This is a genomic window from Ruegeria sp. YTSB088, assembly GCF_059609825.1.
The window spans coordinates 408,555-433,472 of record NZ_JBXWMM010000002.1; the positions used below are offsets into that span (position 1 = coordinate 408,555).

28 protein-coding genes are annotated in these 24,918 nt (G+C 58.7%); 17 read left to right on the forward strand and 11 right to left on the reverse strand.

Annotated features, from left to right (window positions below; genetic code table 11):
• The first annotated feature begins 2 nt into the window (after positions 1-2).
• Together AC2FFA_RS04960 and AC2FFA_RS04965 are read left to right on the forward strand one after the other, a co-directional pair.
• Positions 3-1,469 carry a carnitine 3-dehydrogenase gene (locus tag AC2FFA_RS04960; RefSeq protein ID WP_496850283.1) on the forward strand — a complete coding sequence of 489 codons (1,467 nt, stop codon included), beginning with the start codon at positions 3-5 and terminating at the stop codon, positions 1,467-1,469.
• Positions 1,466-2,224: an SDR family oxidoreductase gene (locus AC2FFA_RS04965; RefSeq protein ID WP_496680837.1), complete on the forward strand. Its 759-nt coding sequence runs from the start codon at positions 1,466-1,468 to the stop codon at positions 2,222-2,224. The genes AC2FFA_RS04960 and AC2FFA_RS04965 overlap by 4 nt, the downstream gene beginning before the upstream one ends.
• Position 2,225: 1 nt before the next feature.
• Here the strand turns inward: AC2FFA_RS04965 and AC2FFA_RS04970 are convergent, their stop codons facing one another.
• Together AC2FFA_RS04970 and AC2FFA_RS04975 are read right to left on the reverse strand one after the other, a co-directional pair.
• On the reverse strand, positions 2,226-2,408 hold the full coding sequence (locus tag AC2FFA_RS04970; protein WP_117868740.1) for a hypothetical protein: 183 nt from the start codon (positions 2,406-2,408) through the stop codon (positions 2,226-2,228).
• A gap of 79 nt (positions 2,409-2,487) precedes the next feature.
• The gene (locus AC2FFA_RS04975) at positions 2,488-3,357 is read right to left on the reverse strand and encodes a helix-turn-helix domain-containing protein (protein ID WP_496680835.1); all 870 of its coding nucleotides are present in this window, start codon (positions 3,355-3,357) and stop codon (positions 2,488-2,490) included.
• Between the two features lie 108 nt (positions 3,358-3,465).
• Between AC2FFA_RS04975 and AC2FFA_RS04980 the strand changes: the two genes are divergently transcribed.
• From AC2FFA_RS04980 to AC2FFA_RS04990, 3 genes are read left to right on the forward strand one after another with little or no spacing between them, the layout of a single operon-like run.
• Positions 3,466-3,669 carry a DUF2061 domain-containing protein gene (locus AC2FFA_RS04980; RefSeq protein ID WP_496850286.1) on the forward strand — a complete coding sequence of 68 codons (204 nt, stop codon included), beginning with the start codon at positions 3,466-3,468 and terminating at the stop codon, positions 3,667-3,669.
• On the forward strand, positions 3,662-4,564 hold the full coding sequence (locus AC2FFA_RS04985; RefSeq protein WP_496850288.1) for a fatty acid desaturase: 903 nt from the start codon (positions 3,662-3,664) through the stop codon (positions 4,562-4,564). Before AC2FFA_RS04980 ends, AC2FFA_RS04985 begins: the two co-directional genes overlap by 8 nt.
• 21 nt (positions 4,565-4,585) lie before the next feature.
• Entirely contained in the window at positions 4,586-5,488 is a 903-nt protein-coding gene (locus AC2FFA_RS04990; RefSeq protein ID WP_496850290.1) for an EamA family transporter, read from the forward strand.
• On the opposite strand, the gene AC2FFA_RS04995 is transcribed toward AC2FFA_RS04990, so the two are convergent.
• From AC2FFA_RS04995 to AC2FFA_RS05010, 4 genes are all read right to left on the reverse strand, one after another.
• On the reverse strand, positions 5,485-6,831 hold the full coding sequence (locus tag AC2FFA_RS04995) for a DEAD/DEAH box helicase (protein WP_496850292.1): 1,347 nt from the start codon (positions 6,829-6,831) through the stop codon (positions 5,485-5,487). The two genes, AC2FFA_RS04990 and AC2FFA_RS04995, sit on opposite strands and share 4 nt — an antisense overlap.
• A 185-nt stretch (positions 6,832-7,016) precedes the next feature.
• Entirely contained in the window at positions 7,017-7,946 is a 930-nt protein-coding gene (locus AC2FFA_RS05000) for a glycosyltransferase family 2 protein (RefSeq protein WP_496850294.1), read from the reverse strand.
• Positions 7,943-8,686, reverse strand: a complete 744-nt coding sequence (locus AC2FFA_RS05005; RefSeq protein WP_496850296.1) for a hypothetical protein — start codon at positions 8,684-8,686, stop codon at positions 7,943-7,945. Before AC2FFA_RS05005 ends, AC2FFA_RS05000 begins: the two co-directional genes overlap by 4 nt.
• A gap of 49 nt (positions 8,687-8,735) precedes the next feature.
• Positions 8,736-10,340 carry a peptide chain release factor 3 gene (locus AC2FFA_RS05010; RefSeq protein ID WP_299893795.1) on the reverse strand — a complete coding sequence of 535 codons (1,605 nt, stop codon included), beginning with the start codon at positions 10,338-10,340 and terminating at the stop codon, positions 8,736-8,738.
• Between the two features lie 109 nt (positions 10,341-10,449).
• Between AC2FFA_RS05010 and AC2FFA_RS05015 the strand changes: the two genes are divergently transcribed.
• From AC2FFA_RS05015 to AC2FFA_RS05050, 8 genes are all read left to right on the forward strand, one after another.
• Positions 10,450-10,812 carry a nuclear transport factor 2 family protein gene (locus AC2FFA_RS05015; RefSeq protein ID WP_299893793.1) on the forward strand — a complete coding sequence of 121 codons (363 nt, stop codon included), beginning with the start codon at positions 10,450-10,452 and terminating at the stop codon, positions 10,810-10,812.
• Positions 10,813-10,886: 74 nt separating this feature from the next.
• Complete coding sequence (locus tag AC2FFA_RS05020) at positions 10,887-11,666, forward strand: SDR family oxidoreductase (protein WP_496719334.1); 780 nt, start codon at positions 10,887-10,889, stop codon at positions 11,664-11,666.
• Between the two features lie 2 nt (positions 11,667-11,668).
• Positions 11,669-12,781 (forward strand): YhaZ family DNA alkylation repair protein, encoded by a 1,113-nt coding sequence (locus AC2FFA_RS05025; RefSeq protein WP_496850299.1) that lies wholly within the window; start codon positions 11,669-11,671, stop codon positions 12,779-12,781.
• Between the two features lie 107 nt (positions 12,782-12,888).
• On the forward strand, positions 12,889-13,938 hold the full coding sequence (locus tag AC2FFA_RS05030; RefSeq protein WP_496850301.1) for a methyltransferase domain-containing protein: 1,050 nt from the start codon (positions 12,889-12,891) through the stop codon (positions 13,936-13,938).
• A gap of 38 nt (positions 13,939-13,976) precedes the next feature.
• Entirely contained in the window at positions 13,977-15,113 is a 1,137-nt protein-coding gene (locus AC2FFA_RS05035; RefSeq protein ID WP_496850303.1) for an ABC transporter ATP-binding protein, read from the forward strand.
• Between the two features lie 112 nt (positions 15,114-15,225).
• Entirely contained in the window at positions 15,226-16,008 is a 783-nt protein-coding gene (gene surE, locus AC2FFA_RS05040) for a 5'/3'-nucleotidase SurE (protein WP_117868751.1), read from the forward strand.
• Positions 16,005-16,655 (forward strand): protein-L-isoaspartate(D-aspartate) O-methyltransferase, encoded by a 651-nt coding sequence (locus tag AC2FFA_RS05045; protein WP_117868752.1) that lies wholly within the window; start codon positions 16,005-16,007, stop codon positions 16,653-16,655. Before surE ends, AC2FFA_RS05045 begins: the two co-directional genes overlap by 4 nt.
• Positions 16,656-16,717: 62 nt before the next feature.
• Positions 16,718-17,884, forward strand: a complete 1,167-nt coding sequence (locus AC2FFA_RS05050) for a LysM peptidoglycan-binding domain-containing protein (RefSeq protein WP_496850305.1) — start codon at positions 16,718-16,720, stop codon at positions 17,882-17,884.
• 62 nt (positions 17,885-17,946) lie between these two features.
• Here AC2FFA_RS05050 and AC2FFA_RS05055 read toward each other — a convergent pair whose 3' ends face one another.
• Positions 17,947-18,618, reverse strand: a complete 672-nt coding sequence (locus tag AC2FFA_RS05055; RefSeq protein ID WP_496671049.1) for a helix-turn-helix transcriptional regulator — start codon at positions 18,616-18,618, stop codon at positions 17,947-17,949.
• Between the two features lie 21 nt (positions 18,619-18,639).
• Positions 18,640-18,945 carry a hypothetical protein gene (locus AC2FFA_RS05060; RefSeq protein ID WP_496850307.1) on the reverse strand — a complete coding sequence of 102 codons (306 nt, stop codon included), beginning with the start codon at positions 18,943-18,945 and terminating at the stop codon, positions 18,640-18,642.
• A 220-nt stretch (positions 18,946-19,165) separates the two neighbouring features.
• Here AC2FFA_RS05060 and AC2FFA_RS05065 point away from each other — a divergent pair, with 220 nt between their 5' ends.
• The 4 genes from AC2FFA_RS05065 to AC2FFA_RS05080 all read left to right on the forward strand — a co-directional run bounded on the left by AC2FFA_RS05065 (position 19,166) and on the right by AC2FFA_RS05080 (position 21,682).
• Complete coding sequence (locus AC2FFA_RS05065) at positions 19,166-19,381, forward strand: twin-arginine translocase TatA/TatE family subunit (RefSeq protein WP_117868756.1); 216 nt, start codon at positions 19,166-19,168, stop codon at positions 19,379-19,381.
• A 6-nt stretch (positions 19,382-19,387) separates the two neighbouring features.
• Positions 19,388-19,846, forward strand: a complete 459-nt coding sequence (tatB, locus tag AC2FFA_RS05070; protein ID WP_117868757.1) for a Sec-independent protein translocase protein TatB — start codon at positions 19,388-19,390, stop codon at positions 19,844-19,846.
• Positions 19,843-20,724 carry a twin-arginine translocase subunit TatC gene (gene tatC / locus AC2FFA_RS05075; protein WP_117868758.1) on the forward strand — a complete coding sequence of 294 codons (882 nt, stop codon included), beginning with the start codon at positions 19,843-19,845 and terminating at the stop codon, positions 20,722-20,724. Before tatB ends, tatC begins: the two co-directional genes overlap by 4 nt.
• A 115-nt stretch (positions 20,725-20,839) precedes the next feature.
• Entirely contained in the window at positions 20,840-21,682 is an 843-nt protein-coding gene (locus tag AC2FFA_RS05080; protein WP_496671040.1) for an ATP-binding protein, read from the forward strand.
• Between the two features lie 60 nt (positions 21,683-21,742).
• Here AC2FFA_RS05080 and AC2FFA_RS05085 read toward each other — a convergent pair whose 3' ends face one another.
• From AC2FFA_RS05085 to purF, 3 genes are all read right to left on the reverse strand, one after another.
• Complete coding sequence (locus AC2FFA_RS05085) at positions 21,743-22,387, reverse strand: SDR family NAD(P)-dependent oxidoreductase (RefSeq protein ID WP_496850310.1); 645 nt, start codon at positions 22,385-22,387, stop codon at positions 21,743-21,745.
• 42 nt (positions 22,388-22,429) lie between these two features.
• The gene (locus tag AC2FFA_RS05090; RefSeq protein ID WP_117868761.1) at positions 22,430-22,678 is read right to left on the reverse strand and encodes a hypothetical protein; all 249 of its coding nucleotides are present in this window, start codon (positions 22,676-22,678) and stop codon (positions 22,430-22,432) included.
• Positions 22,679-22,977: 299 nt separating this feature from the next.
• A complete protein-coding gene (gene purF, locus AC2FFA_RS05095) occupies positions 22,978-24,501 on the reverse strand; it encodes an amidophosphoribosyltransferase (RefSeq protein WP_117868762.1) in 1,524 nt (507 codons plus the stop codon).
• Between the last annotated feature and the right edge of the window lie 417 nt (positions 24,502-24,918).

Genomic DNA, 24,918 nt, shown 5'->3' on the forward strand with positions numbered 1-24,918 from the left:
GCATGACAAAGACGGCAGCAATTATCGGGGGCGGTGTCATTGGCGGCGGATGGGCCGCGCGGTTCCTGCTCAATGGCTGGAACGTTCGGGTGTTCGACCCGGACCCCGAAGCGGAACGCAAAATAGGCGAAGTGCTGGACAATGCGCGCCGATCCTTGCCGGGGTTGAGCGACGTTCCGTTGCCACCCGAAGGCGCGCTGAGCTTTCATGACGACATGGCCGACGCCGTACAGGGCGCGACGTGGATCCAAGAAAGCGTGCCAGAGCGGCTGGACTTGAAGCTGAAGGTTTACAAGGGCTTGCAGGAGGCTTGTGACCCGGCTGCGATTATCGGATCCTCGACCAGCGGGTTCAAACCATCCGAGCTTCAGCACGGTGCCTTGCGCCCGGAACAGATCGTCGTGACGCACCCATTCAACCCAGTCTATCTGCTGCCGCTGATCGAGCTGGTGCCAACCGACAGAAACCCACCGGAGATGGTTGAACAGGCCAGGAAACTGCTGACCTCGGTTGGTTTCTTCCCGCTGCATGTCAAGAAAGAGATCGACGCGCATATCGCCGACCGCTTTCTGGAAGCCGTCTGGCGCGAGGCGTTGTGGCTGGTCAAGGACGGCATCGCCACCACCGAAGAGATCGACGAAGCGATCCGAATGGGCTTTGGCATCCGCTGGGCGCAGATGGGATTGTTCGAAACGTACCGTGTGGCCGGAGGTGAAGCGGGGATGCGGCATTTCATGGCTCAGTTCGGGCCAGCCTTGAAATGGCCCTGGACCAAGCTGATGGACGTGCCGGAATTCACCGATGAACTGGTCGACCTGATCGCCGATCAGTCAGACGCGCAATCGGGGATGCATTCGATCCGAGAACTGGAACGCATTCGCGACAACAACCTTGTGGGCATGATGCGGGCCCTCAAGGCGCAGAACTATGGTGCGGGGGCGGTGCTGAACCAGCATGATGCGCTGTTGAAGCCGGGTGCCTTGCCTACACTGGATCAGGCGGATCTGAGCCAGCCGATCCTGACCCTGTCCCGTGCCGTTCCGCTGGACTGGACGGATTACAACGGCCACATGAACGAGGCCAAGTATCTGGAAGCTTTTGCCGCCGCCACGGACCGTTTCATGGAGATCATCGGCTGCGATATGGAGTATATCGCGTCGGGTGGCAGTTATTTCACCGCTGAAAACCACATCCGTTACATCGACGAGGTCCATGCAGGGGCAAAGATCGACGTGCGCACGCAGATGCTGCTGGGGCAGGGCAAGAAGCTGCATGTCTTTCACAGCATGTATGAAGGCGACAAGCTGTTGGCCACGGGCGAGAGTTTCCTGCTGCATGTCAGTCTTGAAACCCGCCGCCCCAGTCCGCCGTCGCCCAAGATCGAAGCAGCGATGGCGCGGATTGCCAAGGCACAGGCCGGTTTGCCTTACCCTGAAGGGGCGGGGGCCGCCATTCGGAAGCCCTCATGACCCGGCGCGTATTGGTAACAGCCGGGGCATCGGGTGTCGGTCGGGCCATGGCCGCGGCGTTTGACGCCGCCGGTTATGATGTCTGGGTGACGGATATTGACCCGTCAGCTCTGGATGCCTTGCCCGACCATTGGGTGGCGCACAGGGCTGATGTGACAAATGAGACCGACATGAGCGCTGTGTTTCAGGCTGTCGGGGCGGCCGGTGGGTTGGACGTTCTGTGCGCAAATGCCGGGATCGCCGGGCCGACAAACGCGATCGAGGATATCGATCTGGATGGATGGCGCGCCTGTGTCGCGGTCAATCTGGACGGGGCCTTTCTGGCCGCCAAGTACGCCGCGCCGATGATGAAGTCGGCGCGGGCGGGCAGCATCATTCTGACCTCCTCCACCGCCGGTCAGTACGGCTATCCGTATCGTGCGCCTTATGCGTCGGCCAAATGGGCGATCATTGGGTTGATGAAAACGCTGGCGATGGAACTGGGGCCGCTGGGTATTCGCGCAAACGCCATTTGTCCGGGTGCGGTGGAAGGCCCGCGCATGGAAGGCGTATTGGCCCGGGAGGCAGCCGCAAAGGGCATGACCCGCGATGAGGTTTACCAGGGCTATGCCTCTGGCACTTCAATGGGGCGCTTTGTGGAAGCGCAGGATATCGCCAATATGGCCGTTTTTCTTGCTTCAGACGCGGCGCGGCTGGTGTCGGGGCAGGTGATCGCGGTGGATGGGCACACCGTCAATCCCGACCCAAAACTGTAACTCAGCCCTGATTTGGACCACGGATCTGGCGGATGGTCTGGCGGACCGCCTGCCAATCCTGTGCCTCTTTCTGGTTTCCGGCAGCTTCGCATTCGCGCATCTTTTGCGCGGCCTCTGCCTCGGCCCGGTCTCCGTGCGCAGCGTACAGGGCACGTGCGTATTGAGCGGTTTGAATTGCGTCCATTCCTGTGGTCCTCCGTTTGTGGTCGGAATGCCCGATGGTTCGCGCCAAGGGACGATAGCACAGGTTGCGCCTGGCTGCATCAACTGTTGCGGGAAACCGCCGTTCTGAGCCGTCGCAAATGGTTCGGGAAATCGCGGGCGGCGACATCGGCCTCGCGCACCAACGTGTCGAAATGGCGTGAAAATGTCTCGATCCGATCCCGGTCGCGAAACGCCAAATAGTGACTTCCGGCATAAAAAACGCAAAGAAGCGGTCCGAAAATCGTAACCGGGGCGGAATACAACCTCTTGGCATCAAACAGATAGATCCGCATCCGGGGATATAGTTGTTCACACAGGGCCAGCAGGTGATCGATCTGTTCCAGCCGAATATCCGGGCAGAGACCATGGTAATACCCTGTGGCGCTGGCAAAGCTCTCGATCTCGTACAACGGCATGGCAATTTCGTAATCCGACTGAGCGCTGCGCATCCAGGTCAGCCTATCCTCGGACGCTCCGATGGCCTGATCTGCCGTGCGACCCAGATGTGGGGCATATTCCCATTCCAGTACCGCGCGCGTCTTGAGCATGTCTGGCAGGGTGGCCGGGACATAGCGGATCTTGTATCCGGCGGCTTCCTTGTGCCACTCGAAAATCCGCTCATCGACAAGGGCGCGGGGGGCTTCCGTAAAGGACAGGGAACTGGCCAAAATCTCTGCCGCGCTTTCCGGTCTGTCGGACAGGCTCAGCAACCAGTCAGCCGAGACACCCAGTGCCGCGGCACAGCCACCCACAACATGCGCGTTGGGAAGACGCGCGCCATGACCGGTCAACAACTGAGAAACGGTCGAACGGTCCACGCCGATGTGGCGCGCAAGCGCGCTTTGGCTGACGTGACGGTCCTCCATCGCGCGGGCAAGGCGTAGGCGGAATTGAGCGGCGCGGTCGCGTTTGTCGATGTTTTCCTGCATGCGATGAAAAATATCACAGATGATTAGTTTTGTTAATCATATTCAGAATTTTCAGCGTGAGAAATGAAATGTAACCCCTTTGTAAAAGCAAGAAGAATGGGGATCGAAATGGAAACGCGGCGAAGATCTGTCGTGAAGGCAATCGTGTGGAATGTCATGGGGTTGGCCACCATGACGCTGGTGGGCCTGGTCGCCACCAGGTCGGCCGCGGTTGGTGGGGCCTTGGCGTTGATCAACACCGCTATCGGCCTGACACTGTACGTGATCTACGAAAGACTATGGGCGGGAATCTCGTGGGGGCGCAATGGCTGAGCCTTCCGCACCGAAATCACCCGAATGGGGCACGTTTATCCTGATCGTAGGGTGCTATGCCGCCTGGCTTGCCGGGCTGTTCTGGGTGGCAAACACGTCACTGTGGTTGGCGGCTCCGGCTCTGGGCTTTGTTGCAGCCCTGCATTCGTCTTTGACGCACGAAGTCCTGCATGGCCACCCATTTCGCGCCAAGTGGCTGAATGAGGCGCTGATGGCACTGCCGCTGACCCTGGCCATTCCGTATAACCGCTTTCGCGATCTGCATTTGGCGCATCATCAGGATGCCACTTTGACTGACCCATATGACGATCCGGAATCCAACTACCTGGATCCCGAAATCTGGTCGGGGCTGCCGCGTGGCGTTCAGACGGTGCTGGCGCTGAACAACACGCTTCTGGGGCGGATGGTGCTGGGTCCGGCCATAGGGCAGGTTCTGTTTATGCGGGACGAGCGGCGGGGGCTGTGGCGCGGCGACAGGGCTGTCCTGTTGGCTTGGGCTTTGCACATACCCGGCGCGGCGGCGGTTCTGTGGATCGTTGTACAGTCAGCCATGCCGATCTGGGTTTATCTGATTTCGGCCTATATCGGGCTGGCGTTGCTGAAAATCCGCACGTTTCTGGAACACCGCGCGCACGAGAAATCCCGCGCACGGACTGTGATTATCGAAGACAGCGGGCCGTTGGCATTTCTGTTTTTGAACAACAACTTGCATGTTGTGCATCACATGAACCCAGCCGCGCCTTGGTATCGGCTGCCGTCGTTGTATCGTGATGGCAAAGACAGATACCTGGCCTGCAATGAGGCTTATGTATACCGCTCCTATGCACAGATTTTCCGGCAGTATCTACTACGTGCCAAAGACCCGGTTCCGCATCCGCTCTGGCCAAAGCGCTGATTTGCCGACACAACGGGTGACATGAGTCTCTGGATCCCTGTCACCATCGCCGCCGCCAGTTTTCAGACCGTGCGATTCATGCTGCAAAAATCTCTGAGCAGCGTGAAACTGTCTGCCGCAGGCGCGACCTTTGCCCGGTTTGCTTACTCCATGCCGCTGGCCGTTGCCGGGCTATGGGTGGCGTTGCAGATAACGGGGGCCAGCCTGCCAGCGCTGAACGGTGTATTCTGGCTTTATGCGGTGATCGGCGGCACGGCGCAAATCCTTGCAACGATCTGCGTAGTCGCGTTGTTCAAACAACGGAATTTCGCAGTTGGGATCACTTTCAAGAAAACCGAAGTGATACAGACCGCGATTGTCGGCTTTCTGGTTTTGGGTGACAGCGTTTCCGGCGGCGCGCTGATTGCGATCCTGTTGGGGTTGATGGCGGTGCTTTTGCTGTCAAAAACACCCGGTGGGGGCGGTGCCTGGTGGCGACATCTTACGAACCGTGCGTCCCAATTGGGGCTTGGATCAGGGGTTTTATTTGCCTTTTCTGCCGTCAGCTATCGCGGGGCGTCGCTGCAACTGGGCGATATCGACGCTTGGTTCCGGGCGCTGATCACCCTGGCCGCTGTCGTGACGTTCCAGTTTGTCAGCATGGGGCTGTGGCTGTTGTGGCGCGACCGGGCCGAGCTGCGTGCGGTTTGGCAGACGCGATCCACCGGCGTGTTTGTCGGCCTGACCAGTCTGGGTGGGTCGTTTTGTTGGTTCTGGGCCTTCACCCTGCAAAACGCAGCTTATGTCAAAGCGCTGGGTCAGGTGGAACTAATCTTCAGCCTGATGGCCTCGATCCTGTTTTTCCGCGAGACGATCACCCGGCGAGAAATCGCCGGGATGCTGCTGTTGGGTGTTTCGATACTGGCGTTGATGCTGGCGATTTAGCCCGCTCGACGCTCGTCAAAACTGAGGGCTATGAAGCTGGGCAGGTGATCACCCATGCCCACAACGGCCCGTCCGGTGTCTTCCTTGCGTCCCCGGCCACGGCCCTTTGGCTCTCGTTCTTTCCTGACGTCTTTTTTGCCATCTGGCTCCCGGGTTTTCTTCTCGGGCGTCGGCTTTTCGGGCTTGGGGTCTTCCTTGATCGGATTGTCGAGGCGTGGAATGTCTTTCTGGATCAGCTTTTCGATCGCGGCGAGGGCCTTTTCATCTCGGCCTGAACAGATCGTAATTGCCTTGCCTTCGCGCCCTGCACGACCGGTGCGGCCGATGCGGTGTACATAATCCTCGGGGTGGCCGGGGACGTCGAAATTGAACACGTGGCTGACGGCCGGAACGTCCAGACCGCGCGCAGCGACGTCCGATGCCACCAGCAGGCGCAATGATCCGTCGCGGAACCCGTCCAGTGTCTTCATCCGCTGTGACTGATCCAGATCGCCATGGATGGCGGCCGCATCATAGCCATATTTCTTCAGCGATTTCGCACAGATATCGACATCTGTCTTGCGATTGCAGAAGATGATTGCGTTGGTGCACTTTTCACCCTCTGCGTCGATCAAAGCACGCAGCACGTTGCGCTTCTGGCTTGCTTCACGATCCCGGCGGCCGCCTTTGAACATGACAACGCCCTGTTCGATCGTCTCGGATGCGGTTGCTTGCCGGGCAACTTCAACCCGTGCAGCGGCCGACAGGAATGTATCTGTGATTCGTTCGATCTCGGATGCCATGGTCGCCGAGAAGAACAGCGTTTGCCGTGTGAAAGGCGTCAGCGAGAAGATGCGCTCGATGTCGGGAATAAAACCCATATCCAGCATCCGGTCGGCTTCGTCCACCACCATGATCTGCACGCCGTTCAGCAGCAGCTTGCCACGTTCGAAATGATCCAGAAGACGACCCGGAGTGGCGATCAGAACATCGACGCCGCGGTCGATCAGCGCCTCTTGCTCTTTGAAACTGACGCCGCCGATCAACAGCGCTTTGGTCAGTTTCAGGTGCTTGCTGTAGGTGTCGAAATTCTCGGCCACCTGAGCCGCCAGTTCCCGCGTCGGGCACAGAACCAGCGAGCGTGGCATCCGCGCGCGGGCGCGTCCACGCGCCAGCAGAGTGATCATCGGCAGTGTGAAGCTGGCGGTTTTCCCGGTGCCGGTCTGGGCGATTCCCAAGACATCGCGGCCTTCCAGAGCGGGAGGAATCGCGCCTTCCTGAATAGGGGTTGGGGTTTCGTATCCGGCTTCCTCAATGGCTTTGAGGACCTTCGGGTTCAGGTTCAGTTCGTTAAATTTTGTCATGTAAGTCCGGTTTTTGCGGACACTTGACCTGGCCCGCGCGTCAAAGATGTGCCGGGCCCGGATGGCCATACGCGTGATGCGACATTTCGGCTTGTACGCGGACATAACAAAAACGTTGGTCGGGGTCAAATGAAGAGAATTTCACCTGTTCCTGCCCGTGGCTTTCCGTGAATTTCAGCAACAATTCAGCAACTTCCGGGGAAGTGTTTCTCTAGCTTTTCGTCCAGGTTCAGTGGTCGGTGGCGCAGCAGGCCGTGGCGTTCCAGGTGGGCGCGCACCTCTGAGTCTGTGCCGCTTATTTCATTGTAGAACGCGCGCAGGCCGTCCATGCCTTGTTCGGCCTCGATCCAGTGGAGTAATTCATTCTTGCTCAGACCACCCTGGTCACGCGGGACATTCGGTGCCATGCCAGCCTGATACGAGCCGCGATCCATGCGAAACTGATAATGCGCAATCCAGTGGTCCCAACCTGGGGCATGGCGATGGCACAGATCGATCTGAGGGAATTCGTGTTTGCAGGGCAGCAGCACTTTGTTTTGAAACAAGTTGTGGATGCGGAAGCTTAAGTTTTTCAATCCGGTGCGCACGAACAACTTTCCCTGCACGTGACTTAGGAAACCACCCATGACAAACGCGCCGTAATTCGGATAGATGGTCTCGACCAACGCCTCGCGGTTCGGGCCATGCGGGATATGTGCTTTGTACAGGTCTTTTCTCCCGGCCAGCGCCTCTAACGGGCGGACACGGGCGGCGTGAACCGCGTTCGGAACATCGCGCAACACATCTGCGATGGGGATTGTGGACCATAGAAATTCATCCACGTCGATATGGGTCAACCAATCTAGTTGAGTGTTTCGGTAGGCAAAAGTGGCGTGAACCGACTGGCGCACCTGATGTTTTTCCGGTCGTGCGCGTCCGCGTTTTTCCCAAAAGGCATCATCACAGACGCGAACCCGGACCTTGGGGTGCATTCTGAGTGCTCTGAACGTGCGACGGTTGGGCTCGTCCATGTAGATATACATGAAATCCGCCCCCAGTTCGAGGTGATGGGCCACGAACCGAAGGACGTCTTCGGTTGGCCCCCGGACCATCGAGACAATGCCCCAGGTGGTCATTTGCGCGGCGCGCGGGTGTCGCGCATGAGTTTCAGACGCCGAAAGACACCGCCGGGGTCCTTGTTCAGTTCGGTCATCAGGTGATCCACGAGTGGCGCAATGGTGGGATCGTTCATCGCTTTGGTCCAGATCGGGGCGATGAGATTGACATCCAGGCCGCCCTTTTCGAAGGAAAAGCCTTTCATCTGATAGGGCAGCGGCACGTGTTTCCTGTCCTTGAACTGAAACGGCGTTTCCGGGGCCAGCCCCGAGAAGAGCCTCTCGAACTCATACAGTTTCATCATGCCGAAGAATATGCGCAAGGCATGTCCGACCTCGCGCTGTGTCGGGGTCTGACCATGATCGGCAAAGGTCTGAACAGAAGACACCAGCCATCGCAGGTCGAGGACGGAAAGAAGGTGATCTGATTGCTCTTGCCACACCCGGCAAAACAGCGCAGGGGCCTGACGCGGGAATGACCGCTTTCTTAGGTTCGAGATCAGTTGGGCGTTGAGGAAGGCAAGCTCCGAATTCCCGACAAATTCCCGCGCGATCTGGACGCGCTTACGGTCCCACGCGCTACTGTGTCCGGGCGGCAATTCGGTGGCTGTGTCGGGCACGGTTCGTTTGGCCAGATCTTCCAGATCGACGTCAAGCACGGGCAGGGTCAGGGTGCCGAACTGAAACGGGCTGCGCCGGTTCTCATAGCTGTCCAGCATGTCGGGCAGGCCACCGGGATAGGTCAGTTCGTCGTCACTCATGCGCGCAGGATTGCACAGCCGGGTTCGGCTGCGCAATCAGCCAGTTGCCTCAGGTCATCATCTCTTTTGTCGCGGTCAGATTCAGCGCGGGATAATCGCGGACGACCCGGTCGATATCCCATTGCAGGCGGGTCAGATAGACAATGTCGCCGTCATGGTCATGGGCGATGTGCTGTTTGTTGGCATTCACGAACTTTTCGACCTCGGTCTTTTCACCACTGACCCATCGGGCCGAGGTGAACTGCGATGCTTCAAAGCGCACGGGCAGGCCGTATTCCATCTCGATTCGGCTGGCGAGCACTTCGAACTGCAATGCACCAACGACCCCCACGATAAAACCCGAGCCGATCGAGGGTTTGAACACTTTGGCGGCGCCTTCTTCGGCGAACTGCATCAGGGCTTTTTCCAGATGCTTGGCCTTCATCGGGTCTCCGGGCCGCACTGTTTGCAACAGTTCCGGCGCGAAGGAGGGGATGCCGGTCACGCGCAGCGCTTCGCCTTCGGTTAGGGTGTCGCCGATACGCAGTTGCCCGTGGTTGGGAATGCCGATGATATCTCCGGCCCAGGCCTCTTCCGCCAATTCCCGGTCTGAGGCGAGGAACATCACAGGGTTCGAGATCGCCATCGGTTTTTTCGACCGCACATGGGTCAGTTTCATACCTCGCTTGAAGTGGCCGCTGGCCATGCGGACAAACGCCACCCGGTCGCGGTGCTTGGGGTCCATGTTGGCCTGCACTTTGAAGACAAACCCTGCGACCTTCTTTTCGTCGGGGGATATCTGGCGCGGTTCGGCAGACTGAACCTGTGGCTGCGGGCCATAGGCACCGATGCCTTCCATCAGTTCCTTGACGCCAAACGAGTTGATGGCCGAACCGAACCAGATCGGTGTCATATGGCCTTCCAGCACAGCCTGCGGGTCAAGCGCGGGCAGCAATTCGCGGGCCATCTCGACCTCTTCCAGCAGCTTGTCCAGCAGATGCTCGGGCACGTGTTCCGCCAGTTTCGGGTCGTCCAGCCCATTGATCTCGATGCTTTCGGCCACCTTGTTGCGGTCCGCGCGATCCATCAGTTCAAGCCGGTCACGCAGCATGTCGTAGCAGCCGATAAAATCGCGGCCCACGCCGATGGGCCATGCCGCAGGGGTGACGTCGATGGCCAGCATTTCCTGAATTTCGTCGATGATCTCGAACGTATCGCGGCTTTCGCGGTCCATCTTGTTGCAGAAGGTCAGGATCGGCAGATCGCGCAGGCGGCAGACCTCGAACAGTTTCTGCGTCTGGCTTTCCACACCTTTCGCTCCGTCGATTACCATCACGGCGGCATCTACAGCGGTCAGCGTGCGATAGGTATCCTCGGAAAAGTCCGAGTGACCCGGCGTATCCACCAGATTGAACCTGAAGGTGTCATAGTCAAATGACATTGCGGATGCGGAAACCGAGATACCGCGATCCTTCTCCATTTGCATAAAGTCCGACCGGGTTCGCCGGGCTTCGCCTTTGGCACGGACCTGCCCGGCCATCTGAATCGCACCCCCGTACAGCAGGAACTTTTCCGTCAGCGTCGTCTTGCCCGCATCAGGGTGCGAGATGATGGCGAATGTCCGGCGCCGGGCGATCTCGGGCGGCAATGTGGGTTGGTTCGAGGTATCAAGCATGAGCGCGCGTATATGCGGGGAATCCTGCCGAAGCAAGACAAAGGGGCTGGTTCGAATCATAGGCCTGTGGCAGTAAGAACATATAGTGAACAAATGATGGAGTGGATCAATGAATTTGAAAGAGATTGCCGACGAACTGGTGGCTGGTTGCCGGGAAGACCGGGCCAAGGAAAACCTGTCCAAGCTTTACGCCCCCGACGCCGTATCGGTCGAAGGGCAGGACTTTCAGGGAATGGGTCGGGAGACCAAAGGGCTCGACGCCATCCGTGGCAAACACGAGTGGTGGGAGAATGCCCATGAGGTTTCTGGTGCGTCTGTCAGTGATCCGTTTCCCCATGGCGAAGACCGTTTTGCCGTGATTTTCGAAGTGCAGGGCAAGGTGAAGGAAACCGGCGAAGCGTTCGATATGCGCGAAGTGGGTGTCTATCACGTCGCTGACGGCAAGATCGTCCGGGAAGAGTTCTTTTACTGAGGTGACGCTGCCGTTCTGGTCTTCCCTGTCTGGCCGGTGCTAGACATGCGGCAATGACTGACAGGGAGGATCCGATGGATCTGGGAATTCAAGCAAAACGCGCGCTGGTCTGTGCCAGCAGCAAGGGATTGGGTCTTGGGTGCGCCGAGGCGCTTGCTGCGGCTGGCGTAAACCTCGTGATGAACGCACGTGGTTCCAAGGCGTTGGAGGCTGTGGCCGCGCGCCTGCGGTCAGAGCACGGCGTTGAGGTGCAGACCGTGGCCTGCGACGTGACCACGCCCGACGGGCAAGCGCAGGTGATCAAAGCTGCACAGGGCGTTGATATTCTTGTGACAAATGCCGGTGGACCGCCGCCCGGATCGTGGTCGGACTGGGAGCGGGATGATTTCATCAAGGCGCTGGATAGCAACATGCTGACACCGATTGCATTCATGAAAGCTTTGCTTCCCGAAATGATGGACAAGGGATGGGGCCGGGTGGTCAACATAACCTCGCAATCCGTGCGTGCGCCGATTGCGGTTCTGGGCCTGTCAAATGCGGCGCGTACCGGTCTGACTGGCTATGTTGCCGGAACTTCGCGTCAGGTGGCGCCACACGGGGTGACCATCAACAACCTGCTGCCGGGTATTCATGCCACGGACCGGGCGGATTCTCTGGACAGCGGTGTGGCGGAACAACAGGGTATTTCGATCGACGAAGCACGCGCCAACCGTGCGGCGACAATCCCGGTCAGACGCTATGGTTCGCGGCAGGAATTTGGTGCCACCTGTGCGTTTCTCTGTTCGCAACATGCGGGCTTTATTGTCGGCCAGAACATCCTGCTGGACGGCGGTGCGACCAACCTGACGATGTGACCATGGCGCAGGAGTTTTCGTTAAAGGATCAGTTGTTCAACGCTGAGAAAGTAAGCTTTCTCAGTAAGTTATTTGTGGAAGCTGAACCGGCGTTCAATGCTCCTGCGTTTCGGACACAGGTCATGTCGCGCCTGCCCGAACTGGAACTGAAAGAGCGTATGGCCTGGATCGCTGAGTGTCTGCAACAGGCCCTGCCGGGTGACTTGCCAACAGTCGCCCCGGTGATTTTACGGGCATTGCCGCCTGCGCTGGACCCTTCCAGATCGGATGATGATTTCGGCGATTTCATTTTCGCGCCTCTGGGTGAATGGGTCGCTGGTATCGGGCTGGGTCACGTTGGTGTATCCTTGGACGTGTTGGAAGAGCTGACGCAGCGGTTTTCGATGGAATGGGCCATTCGGCCTTTCCTGAATCATGCCCCGGACAGGGTGCTCGAGCGGATGCAGGACTGGTGTATCCATGACAGCTATCACGTGCGCCGATTGGTCAGTGAAGGCACGCGGCCCCGTCTGCCATGGGGGCAGGGCATCAGTCTGGGTCTGACGGACCCGTTGCCGCTGTTGGATCGATTGCACGGTGATCCGACCCGGTATGTCACGCGGTCCGTTGCCAACCATCTGAATGACATCACCAAACAGGACCCTGGCCTGGTGCTGGGCCGTCTGGACAAGTGGCGCGCCGAGGGGCGACAGACCACGGCAGAGCTGGAGTGGATGACCTCTCATGCGCTGCGCGGACTGGTCAAGGCGGGACACCCAGAGGCGATGAAAATGCTGGGATTTAACCCGGATACCGATGTTGCAGTAACGATTGACCTGAAATCCAAAGCCCGCATCGGCGGCGCATTGGAGTTTTCAGTCGGTTTGAGTGGAGAAGGTGAACAGCTCGTCCTGGTGGATTATATCATTCACTTTCAACGCCCTGGAGGGAAAACCTCAGCGAAGGTGCATAAGCTGAAACAGGCGACCCTGAAAGGAGGCAAGCTTAATCTTGACAAGCGTCACAAACTGAAGGGCGATGCCACGACTTTCAAGCTGATCCCCGGAGCGCATCGGCTTGAAGTTCAGGTGAATGGCAATATCCGCGCCGGTGTGGATTTCGAGCTGCTGGCGTAAAGCCCCACCAGAAGGCTCACACTTTTGTCAGAAGCGCCTTACCCGGATTGCGAACCGCGGACCTGTGCATTAGCTGCGATGCAGCCACTTGCAAGGGGAAGACCGCGATGAAGCATGAATCGGTGCAGAATTATTATGGTGAAGTCCTGCAAAGCAGTGCGGATTTGCAGACCAACGCCTGCTGCACGCCTGACGACATGCCGGAACACCTCAAGCGTATCCTCTCAAGGATTCACGACGATGTGCTAACGCGCTACTATGGCTGCGGTCTTATAGCGCCGCTGGATCTTGAAGGTATGTCGATCCTCGATCTCGGCTGCGGGGCCGGACGCGACGTCTATGCCTTGTCCGCCATGGTCGGTGAAAAGGGCCGGGTTGTCGGGATCGACATGACGCCTGAGCAATTGGATGTCGCCCGTGCGCATCAGGAATATCATGCCAGCGCGTTTGGTCACGCCCAGAGCAATGTGGAATTCCATCACGGTTACATCGAAAAGCTGGATGAGCTGAATCTGGAGCCCGGATCGTTTGACATCATCGTCTCGAACTGTGTCATCAACCTGGCGACCGACAAGGATGCTGTTCTGAAGGGCGCGCACCGGTTGCTGAAAGAGGGCGGCGAAATGTACTTCTCGGACGTCTATGCCGACCGCCGTATCCCACAGGCGATGACCGAGGATGAGGTTTTGTATGGCGAGTGCCTGTCGGGTGCATTGTACTGGAACGACTTCCTGTCGATGGCGCGCAAGGCGGGTTTCGGCGATCCGCGCCGGGTGACGCATCGCCCGCTGACCATCGAGAACCCGGTGTTGGAAGAACGTGTTGCCCCGCTCAAATTCCTTTCGGCGACCTATCGTCTGTTCAAGCTGCCTGCGCTGGAACCGGCCTGTGAGGATTACGGTCAGGCGGTCGTCTATGAAGGCACTGTTCCCAACGCACCGCATGCGTTTGTTCTGGACGATCACCACGTTATTGAAACCGGTAAGGTCTTTCCGGTCTGCGGCAATACCTGGATGATGCTTCGGGACACGCGGTTTGCCCGCCATTTCGACTTTATCGGCGATTTTTCTACCCACTTCGGTATTTTCGAGGGCTGCGGCGGCGAAAGCCCGTTTGAGGCCACAGGCGAAGCAGCTTCACCCGGTGGTTGCTGCTGATCGCTTGCACCTGAGGGGCGGGGTTGCTATCCCCGCCCATGCCCGATGGATTTGATCGGGACAGGCAATGGGGTCCATCGGTGACAGGTAACGCAACTCCTCCGCGTCTGGAAATTCGCAACATTATTCGCCGGTTCGAAGGGCGTGTCGTTGTGGATGACGTGTCATTGACCGTGCAGGCCGGCAAGGTGACGTGTTTGTTGGGGCCGTCTGGCTGCGGGAAATCCACCACCCTACGCATGATTGCCGGGGTTGAGATGCAGGACTCGGGCGAGATCTACGTCGATGGCAAGCTGATCTGTGACACCGTGTTTCGGGTGCCGCCAGAGCGGCGCGAGATCGGGTTGATGTTTCAGGACTTTGCGCTGTTTCCTCATCTGAGCGTGGCCAACAACGTGGCCTTTGGCCTGAGGGGCAGCAAGGACGAGAAACGTGCCCGGGTCGAGGAACTGCTGCGCAAAGTGGACCTGATGCGGTTCATCGACGGTTTCCCACATCAGTTATCGGGCGGAGAGCAACAGCGCGTGGCCCTGGCCCGCGCTTTGGCGCCACGCCCCAGGATCATGCTGATGGACGAGCCGTTCTCGGGTCTCGACAACCGTCTGCGCGACGGTATTCGCGACGAGACGCTGTCCATTCTCAAGGAAGAGGATGCGGCTGTCCTGCTGGTCACGCACGAGCCGGAAGAGGCAATGCGGATGGCGGATGAGATCGCGCTGATGCGGCGCGGAAAGATCGTCCAGCAGGGCGCGCCATACAACGTCTACACCCGACCTGCAGACAAGGCAGCCGTGGCGTTTTTCAGTGATATTAACGTGCTGCAAGCGCAAGTTAACGGAGCGCTGGCCGACACGCCTTTTGGTCAATTCCTGGCGCCGGGTATCCCGGATGGAACGGATGTCGAGATCGTCTTCCGCCCCCAGCACGTCAAACTGGATTTTGATCGCAACGGCAAAGGCCCATTGCCGACCGCGACTGATGGAGTAGCAGCGCGGGGCGTGGTCGAACGTGCGCGTTTTCTGGGAAACGAAAGCCTGGTCGAGTTTCGCATGGACTACGACGGCTCGGTCCTCAGGGCGACGGTTCCGAATGTCTTTGTGCCCAATCCGGGCCGTGTCATGTGGCTGACCATTCGTCGTGACAAGTGTTTCATTTTTTCCAAGATGCAGAGTTGACCTCTCGATTTCCGTACGAGTGGTGCGCGAAAGCCTCAGGTTGCAGGTCCACGTCGCTTGCCGCAGCGCAGTGCCGGGTCTATCAAGGGCCAAACGTGGGGGTAGATCGGGCATGCGTATTCTTCTGACCAATGATGACGGGATCAACGCTCCGGGCTTGATCACGCTGGAAGCGATCGCTGCCGAACTGGCAGGGCCGGATGGCGAAGTTTGGGTTGTCGCACCTGCCTTTGAGCAATCCGGGGTCGGGCATTGCATCAGTTACACCCACCCCACAATGATCGCCAAGCTGAGCGAACGGCGTTATGCGGCGGAAGGGTCGCCTGCGGATTGTGTATTGGCAGGGCTGCATGATGTGATGACGGACTGCCCACCGGATCTGGTCCTGTCCGGCGTGAATCGGGGCAACAACTCAGCCGAAAACACGCTTTATTCGGGCACTATTGGCGGCGCGATGGAAGCGGCCCTGCAAGGTATTCCTGCTATTGCCTTGTCACAGTATTTCGGCCCACGAAATCTGGGGCTGGACGACCCGTTCGAAGCTGCTGCTCGGTACGGGGCCGATCTGGTCCGGCGCATTCTGGATGCAAATCCGGAGGAGCAGGGTGATTACCGCCTGTTTTACAACGTGAATTTTCCACCTGTTCCGGCAGATGAGGTGCTGGGTACGCGCGTTGCAGCGCAGGGATTCCGGCGCGACACGCATTTTTCGGTCGAGCCGCACAGCTCGCCCTCGGGGCGGCGCTTCCTGTGGATCAAGGGTGGCTATCAGCATAACCCAACTGCGCCGGGAACGGATGCTGCGGTCAATCTGGAAGGCTATATCTCGGTCACGCCGATGCGCGCCGACTTGACCGCATATGACATGCTGGAGGCATTGAAGGCGGTCGAATGAGCGGATTGGACCCGGAAACCGTGATGCAGTTCCTGTTTGCCCTGCGCAAACGGGGGGTTACGGATGCGCGCGTTCTGGCGGCGATGGAACAGGTTGACCGGGGACGCTTTGTCACCGGCCTGTTCGCGGATCGCGCCTACGAGGACATGCCATTGCCGATTTCCTGCGGTCAGACGATCAGTCAGCCATCGGTCGTCGGCCTCATGACGCAGGCGCTGGACGTTCGGCCGCGCGATACCGTGCTCGAGATCGGAACGGGGTCGGGTTACCAGGCCGCAATCTTGTCGAAACTGGCGCGCCGGGTCTATACGGTCGAACGCCACCGGCGGCTGGTCAGCGAGACAGGAAAGCTTTTTGCCGATCTGGGGCTTACGAATATCACGTCCATGTTGTCGGATGGATCCTTTGGTTTGCCGGAACAGGCTCCGTTTGATCGGATCATTGTGACGGCGGCGGCCGAAGACCCTCCGGGACCACTCTTGGCGCAGCTGAAAATCGGGGGTATTATGGTTTTACCCGTGGGTCAGTCGGACACGGTGCAGCAGTTGATCAAAGTGACGCGCACCGAGGACGGTCTGGACTATGACGAATTGACGTCGGTCCGTTTTGTGCCCCTGCTTGAAGGGCTTGGCAAGGACGAGGCGTAGCAGGCTTTATAAATTGGTCGCCGGAACCCCGGACAACAGGGGCAGGCGTTGAGGACAGAATTATGAGTGCAGTATCCAAATCAGCTATGCGTCGCTGCGCGACCGGAGTGGCCGCTCTGGCCTTTCTGGCCGGGTGTGAGGGGCCACTGGATTATGACCTGCGCGGGCAGATCGGCGGGTTTTCGACCACTGATGCAGTGCAGTCGGCAACAACGTCCCGCCCGTCCCCCGATAGCCGGGGAGTGATAACCTATCCGAACTACCAGGTTGTCGTGGCCCGACGGGGCGACACGGTGCGCGATGTGGCCGCGCGCGTTGGCCTGCCCGAGGGTGAGCTGTCGCGTTTCAATGGCCTTCAGACAACCGACACCCTGCGAGAGGGCGAAGTTCTGGCCCTGCCACGTTCAGTGGGCGCGGGCAGTGGCGTGGACATCGCGTCGGTTGCCGGGGCGGCAATTGATCAGGCCCCTGAAACAGGGGGCGTCCGGACAACAACGCTGGAACCTGCCAAACCAGCCCCGGCGCCGGTCGCAAGCGGGCCGGAACCTGTCCGCCATAAGGTCAAGCGCGGCGAAACGGCGTACACGATCTCGCGCCTCTATCAGGTGCCGGTCGAATCGCTGGCGGAATGGAACGGTCTTGGGTCCGACTTCACCGTACGTGAAGGTCAGTTTCTGTTGATCCCGGTCAAAAACCAGTCCGCCCCACGTCAAAGCGCCGCTGCGGCGGCGCCTGTTGCGGCCACCGAGGTAACGGAACCGGGGCAGGGATCGCCGACGCCAACGCCTCCAAGTGCCACGCAACCCTTGCCCGATGAAAAGGTTGAACCGCTCGCCGAAGCCCCTGATGTGACTGCCGAAGCCCCTACAAACACGCGGTCTTCCGCCTTGTCCTTGCCGGTCAGCGGCACCATCATCCGTGGATATAAAAAGGGCAAGAACGAAGGTATCGACATCGCCGCGGCCCCTGGCACAGCAGTCACCGCGGCTGAGGCCGGAACCGTTGCGGCGATTACGGCGGACGCGGATCAGGTGCCGATCATCGTGGTTAAACACAATAACGATCTGCTGACGGTCTATGCCAACGTTGATGATATCACCGTCAAGAAAGGTGATCGGATACGCCGTGGGCAAAAGCTGGCGCAGTTGCGAGGCGGAGACGATGCCTATGTGCATTTCGAAGTGCGCAAAGGTTTTGAATCCGTTGATCCGGATCCCTACCTGAAGTGAGGATACATGGCCCGTTTTGGGCTGTGCACTCTGTCCGGGACAATCCTGAACACGGCTGCCCGTCAGGCGTGGGGGTCGTAGTCGCTCAGGCGTTTTCCGGGTTCGTCTGCGAAGATCTCTGGCAGCGGCGACACGGATTCGATCAGGTCGATACGGAAGACGCGGAAACCGTTTCGCAATTCGCACCAAGCAGTCAGGGTCCAGACGCGGCCCCAGTATTCCATGTGTAAAGGACGGATGGTGCGCTCGGTCAAAACACCGTCAATGCGGCGGTAGGACAGTTGAAGCTTCTGGCGCGATTTGATGGCCGCGCGGATCGGTGCCATATGCGCAAGCCCACGGGCTGCATCGGCGAAAGGATAGACCGCGAATTTCCAGGTATCGGCCTCGGCCACAACCTGTGTGGGCAGAACGGCATCGATCTTGTCGGCCAGAGAGTTCGCAGCGGCTTTCAGCTCTGGATCCGCGGCCTCGGCAACGATGGCCATACCGAGGTTCAGTGCCTCAAGCTCGGCCGGGGTCAGATTCAGCGGCGGCAGGGTGATCTGCTCGCGCACCATGTAACCCACGCCGCGCTCACCTTCGACCGGGACGCCCGAAGCGACCAAAGTATCCATGTCGCGATAGATGGTGCGGACCGACACTTCCAGCCGGTCCGCGATGTCCTGCGCGCGGTGCAGTTTGCCATCGCGCAGGATCTGGATGATATCGAACAGGCGGTCAGTTCGGCGCATGACACGCCGTCCAGACCACCTTTAAACGGTCATGTTCCATAGCACATTTTCATGGCGCATCTTTTCGCTGCCGGGTTTGATGGCGGCCATCAGGGCGGGCGCAAAATCCTGCTGGAGAAACTTGGCCGCGGCATCCTGCGCGGCATTCATGTTCTGCCAGACCACACAATCCGTCCACCCCCCGTCATCGCCCATGCTAAGGTTGCGATGAACAAAGCCGGGAGCGGCGCGAACAAACGCTTCGGTGGCCTGGCTGAGCTTTAAGAACTCTTCGGTCGTTGTGCCTTCGGCCAGGGTGAAAGTGACAAATTCTGCAACTTGGGTCATGTGAGTCTCCGTTGACCAGGTTTCGATACCATCGTTCTAGCCACTTCCAACTGACATAAACCTGTCAGTTGGAAAATGCGAGCCCCTAGTTTTTTGCAGATCGCTTCAATTTTCGTGCTCAATTTTCGCCTAATCCCTTTTGAGGCAGGGCATACGGGCGTAAACACGGTCCCAGTTCATATTCCCGGCGCACATGCGTCGATGAAAAAGGAGAAGAGACATGCTCAACAATATTGGCCTTCCCGGTCTTCTGCTGATCGCCGTTGTGGTTCTGGTTCTGTTTGGCCGTGGCAAGATCAGCTCGCTGATGGGCGAAGTCGGCAAAGGCATCACTGCGTTCAAGAAGGGCGTCAAAGACGGTTCGGAAGAACTGGAACAGGACGCGTCGGAACTGGCCAAGGATGTCACACCCGAGACCGAGAAAGACAAGGTGTAACCACAGATGTTTGATCTGGGCTGGACCGAGCTTCTGGTCATCGGCATTGTCGCCCTGATCGTTGTCGGGCCGAAGGACCTGCCGGTGTTGTTTCGCAATGTGGGGCGTTTTGTCGGCAAGGCCCGTGGCATGGCGCGCGAATTCAGCAGCGCCATGAACGAAGCTGCCGATCAGGCCGGAGTGAACGAGATCAAGAAAGGTCTTAACGCTGCCGCGAACCCTGTGGGCTCGGCCATGGACGGTGTAAAGCAAGCCGCGCAGGATATGGCGAAAAGCATCGATCCCACTAAGTTCGATCCTGACAGCGAAACCGGTAAACTGGCAGCAGAGCGGGCAGAGCAGGCCAAGAAAATTCAGGCCTCAACTGCCCGCGCCGCCGCCGAGCGCAAAGCCAAGGAAGCTGCCGAGGCACTGGCCAAGGCCGAAGAAGCCGAAGCTGCGCTGAAGACTGAAGGCGAAACATGACCAAGACCGACGAGATCGAAGATACCTCGGCCCCATTGATCGAGCATCTGGCCGAGCTGCGTACGCGGTTGATCCACTGCGTCGTGGCCTTTCTGGTCGGGATGATCATCTGCTTTACGGTGGCCACGCCGCTCTTCAACTTTCTGACCAATCCCCTATGTGAGGTTCTGAATGAGCGTGGACAGGATTGCGGCCTGATCTTCATATCGCCGCAGGAAGGGTTCTTTGTCGCGATCAAGGTCTCGCTGCTCGGCGGGTTCATTCTGGCCTTTCCCTATATCGGGATGCAGATGTGGCGCTTTGTGGCTCCGGGCCTCTACAAGTCGGAAAAGAACGCGTTTCTGCCTTTCATGCTGGCCTCGCCCTTCATGTTCCTTCTGGGCGCAAGCTTTGCTTTCTACGTTGTGACGCCGTTGGCCTATGACTTCTTCCTTGGGTTCCAGCAGTTCGGGGCTGAAGGTGAAGCCGTGGCCGATGGAGTAACTACAGCGCCGCTAAGCGTGGTGTTTCAGGGCTCGGCGCAGGAATACCTGAACCTGACGATCAAGTTCATCGTGGCCTTTGGGCTGTGCTTCCAATTGCCGGTTCTTCTAACCCTCATGGGCAAGGCAGGACTGGTGAGCGCAGAGGGTCTGGGTGCAATGCGCAAATACGCGGTTGTTGGCATTCTGGTGCTGGCGGCGATCGTGACGCCCCCTGACGTGATCACCCAGATCATTCTCTTTGTTGTGGTCTACGGCCTCTACGAGATCTCGATCTTCCTGGTGGCTCGGGTCGAAAGGAAACGGGAAGAGCAATTGCGGGCTGAAGGTTACTACGATGATGAAGAAGCCGAAGCAGACGAAGACCTGATGCGGGAATTCGAAGACGACAAGTAATCTGCTGTCACAGCAACTGAGGCGCGCCCCGACGGGCGCGCCCTTTTCGTTGGCTGGCCTTGTTGCGCCAATCAGAACATGCTTTGAACCGATCCAGACCTGACCGGAGGAGCCGATGGACGACCAAGCCCTGAACCGTATTGCTGCCGCGTTGGAGCGCATGGCGCCGGCGCCTTTGGCCACACCGGATTTCAACGCAGCCCCGGCCTTTGTCTGGCATGTGGAACCGGAACGGCTAGAACCGGTTGAACAGGTCAATCGCGTCGATCTGGATCTGTTGGTCGGCATCAATCGGTCGCGTGACACGTTGCTTGATAATACGCGCCGGTTCGCGGCTGGTTACAAGGCAAACAATGCGTTGCTATGGGGGGCGCGGGGGATGGGCAAGTCCAGCCTCGTGAAAGCCGTTCACGGCGCGCTGAGCGCGGACCACCCCGAACTGAAACTAGTGGAACTTCAGCGCGAAGACATGGGTTCGGTCGCCCGCCTGCTGAACCACCTGCGCACGGCACCTTATCGGTTCATCCTGTTTTGCGACGACCTCTCGTTCAGTCACGATGACCAGCATTACAAATCGCTCAAGGCCGTTCTGGATGGCGGCATAGAAGGTCGCCCGGAAAACGTGGTATTCTACGCGACCTCGAACCGCCGCCACCTGATGCCGCGGGACATGATTGAAAACGAACGTTCCAGCGCCATCAACCCGTCAGAGGCGGTCGAGGAAAAGGTATCATTGTCCGACCGCTTCGGATTGTGGCTGGGATTCCATCCCTGCGATCAGGATGAATATCTTGCCATGATCGACCGTTATTGCGCGGCCTACGGCGTTTCGGTCGATGCCGAAACCCTGCGCGCCGAGGCAATTGAATGGCAGGCCACTCGCGGATCGCGTTCGGGTCGTGTCGCGTGGCAGTTCTTCGTCGATCTCGCCGGGCGCAACGGCGTTCATATCGCCTGATCCCATCTTCATATGGCTAAAAATATCCCCGCCGGAGGCATGGCCCGTCAGGGCCATTTCCTAAAGCAGCGCCAGAATCCGGGCGGCCTCATCAGCCGTGCTCGTCAACACATCGCGGTCTTCACCCGGATGGAATCGTGCACGCACGGCGGTCGGCATCGGCGCTGGTTCCACAATCGAAACCCTCGGACCAGTGCGTTTGGTTTCGGCCTCCCAACTGCGGGCCAGAGCCATTTGCGCGGCTTTGGTGGCACCGTAGATGCCATAGAACTTCTCACCGGCTTTCGGGTCATCGAAAAACACCGCGTGGCCGTTTTCACCCAGCAGGGGCGTGACGTACGGAATCAGAACCGAGGTTGCGTTTGCGTTCGTGTTGACTGCCTTGGTCCATTCCTTGGGGTCGACGAAATGTACCGGTGTCAGCGCCGAGGTGTGAATGGCCGTGTGCAGCCACAGATCCACCTTGCCCCAACGGTCATGGATTCCGCGGCACAGGGTTGCCATCGCGTTCGGATCGGTGATGTCCATCGGTGCCAGCGTGGCCGAGCCACCCTTGGCTTTGATGCGATCGTCAAGTTCTTCCAGCCCGCCGCTGGTCCGGGCGACGGCGACGATGTGGTATTCGGGTGCCAGTGCTTCGGCCAGGGCAGCGCCCAGCCCGCGAGAGGCCCCGGTTATCAGGGCAATTTTGGTCTTGTCGGTCATGCCTGCGGTTTGAACCTCCGGGCGCGGGGCGTCAAGATGCGATCAGCCTCCGGGAATGGCGATACGCTTGGTCTGGCCGCTTTGTCGCAGCATGATGCCATGCTCATCAATCGCGATCACTGTACCGGAGGCAACGCGGCTTCCGGGTTTAACCTCTTTTACACGGCCCGATGACAGGCGCATCAGGGCGCGCATGTCTGCTTTCGGCCCGAATACTCCCAGAACCGAGACGGAATTCTTCTTCAGCGCACCTCGCTGCGTGGCCGCGCTTTTGACTGTGGCGTTTGACATGATCCGTGGTCCGGGACATGGCCCGGAACCCCTTGTTGAGTGAGTGGTCGCCGCCGGATAACAAAACGCTCAGGTGAACAAAAGCGCTGCGCGGACAGGTGTCATCACGATTGGGTGCCCTTGAAAAAAGCCCTTGTGATTGCGCGGAATTCGCCGATTGGTTGTGGCAAATTTCCACTCATCCACGACACAAGACCGCAATCAGGCTGCCCGGCAGCCTTCTTCGGGCCAGAATGACCCACCGTTTCGATTCGCCGTTCAGATTGGGAAACCGATTGCGTCAGTTCCGTATCGTCCGCTCAGCCCGAGGCCAGTTTTGCCGCATTCCAGGACCCGCCCGGGACCTGCATGTCAGCGCGTTTCTGGCTGACACGGCTGCTGTTTTCCAGATTGTCCAGATAACCTTCGCTGACGCTGCCTGTGATGTAGTTGCCATCAAAGCAGGAACAGTCGAAGGCTTCGATCTCTGGATTGCCTTCCTTGGCGGCCCAGATCAGGTCATCCAGATGCTGATAGAACAGTGCGTCCGCGCCCAGTTCTTCGCGGATCTCTTCGATCTCTTTGCCGTTTGCAATAAGCTCGGTCTTGGTTGGCATGTCTATGCCGTACACATTGGGGTACTTCACCGGCGGTGAGGCGCTGGCGACATAAACTTTCTTGGCCCCGGCGTCGCGGCACATTTGCACAATCTTCTTGATGGTGTTGCCACGCACGATGGAATCGTCGATCAGCAAGACACTGTGGCCGTCGAATTCCAACGGGACGGCATTCAGTTTGCGGCGGACGGATTTCTGCCGCTCTGCCTGACCGGGCATGATGAACGTACGCCCGACATAGCGGTTTTTGACCAGGCCTTCGCGGTAAGGGATACCGGTGATCTTCGCGGCTTCCAGAGCCACAGGGCGGGCACTGTCAGGCACCGGGATGATCCGGTCGATTTCCAGGCCCGAGTCCTGAATCTGTTTGGCCAGCGTCTGACCCATGCGCATCTGAGTTTTGTAAACCGAAACACCGTCCAGCAAAGAGTCCGGGCGGGCCAGGTAGACATACTCGAATATACAGGGCGTCAGCTTGCCTTCGACCGCCTGAAACTCGTGCATGTTGCCGTCCAGATCGATCAGAATTGCCTCACCCGGGCGAAGATCACGCAGCTTTTCAAAGCCGTTGATGCCAAAGGCCACGTCTTCCGAGGCAAAGGCATAATCATCGCCGTCTCCGTCCACTTCGCGTTTGGCGACTGACAGCGGGCGAATGCCAAACGGATCGCGGAAAGCCAGCATGCCGACACCGGCGACCAGACAGATCACGGAATAGGCGCCCTGAACGCGTTCCATCGTCATCTTCACACCGGCAAAGAGGTTGCGGATGGGCTCGCGATTGCCATTCACCTTGATCGCGTCGGCCACTTTGTCGGCCAGCACGTTCAGCAGGATTTCAGAGTCTGACGTGGTGCGCAGGTGCCGGCTGTATTTGCCAGTGACCTTCTCGCGCTGTTCAGCAGTGTTGGTGATGTTGCCGTTGTGAACCAGATAGATGCCGTAGGGGGCGTTTACAAAAAAGGGCTGCGCCTCGGCCGCGCTGAGAGATCCCGCCGTCGGATAGCGCACATGCCCCATGCCCACATGGCCCAAAAGGGTTTCCGCATCCTGGGCATTGAACACGTCCTTGACCAGGCCGTTCGCCTTCTTTTCGCGGAAGAACTCGCCGTTGTAGGTCACGATCCCTGAGGCATCCTGACCCCGGTGCTGCAGCATCAGCAACCCGTCATAGATTTCGGCAAACACATCATGTGTCCGACTTGCGATTCCCAAAATCCCACACATTTACGGGCTCCAACTTCTATGACGATATGATCTGAGGATTGACCGCTGGTCGGCGCTGGATCCTCTGTAAGGTGCGTGCGGGCAATTTGGTAGCAGGCGAGAACGACGCCAATTGGGCGACCATTGTTACGACCAGCGCGCATTCGTACAGAAAGAACAAGATCGGTGGCTCCGATTCCGTGGCGGGTTGGCCTCCACATAATGCCTAATGGCGTGGCTGTCATCAAAGGATCACACTCACCTATTGCCGCAGGTCGGGATTTCAGGGATCGCGGCAGGGTCAGGAAGAAGATGACATGTGCAATCATATGTGCTGTCATGCCATTTAATATGTGCAAGTCAGGATGGGTGCAGCACGCAAAGGGCCGGAATGTGGCAACATAAACCTCAACAGAAAAAGCAGGAGCGGATCAAGCA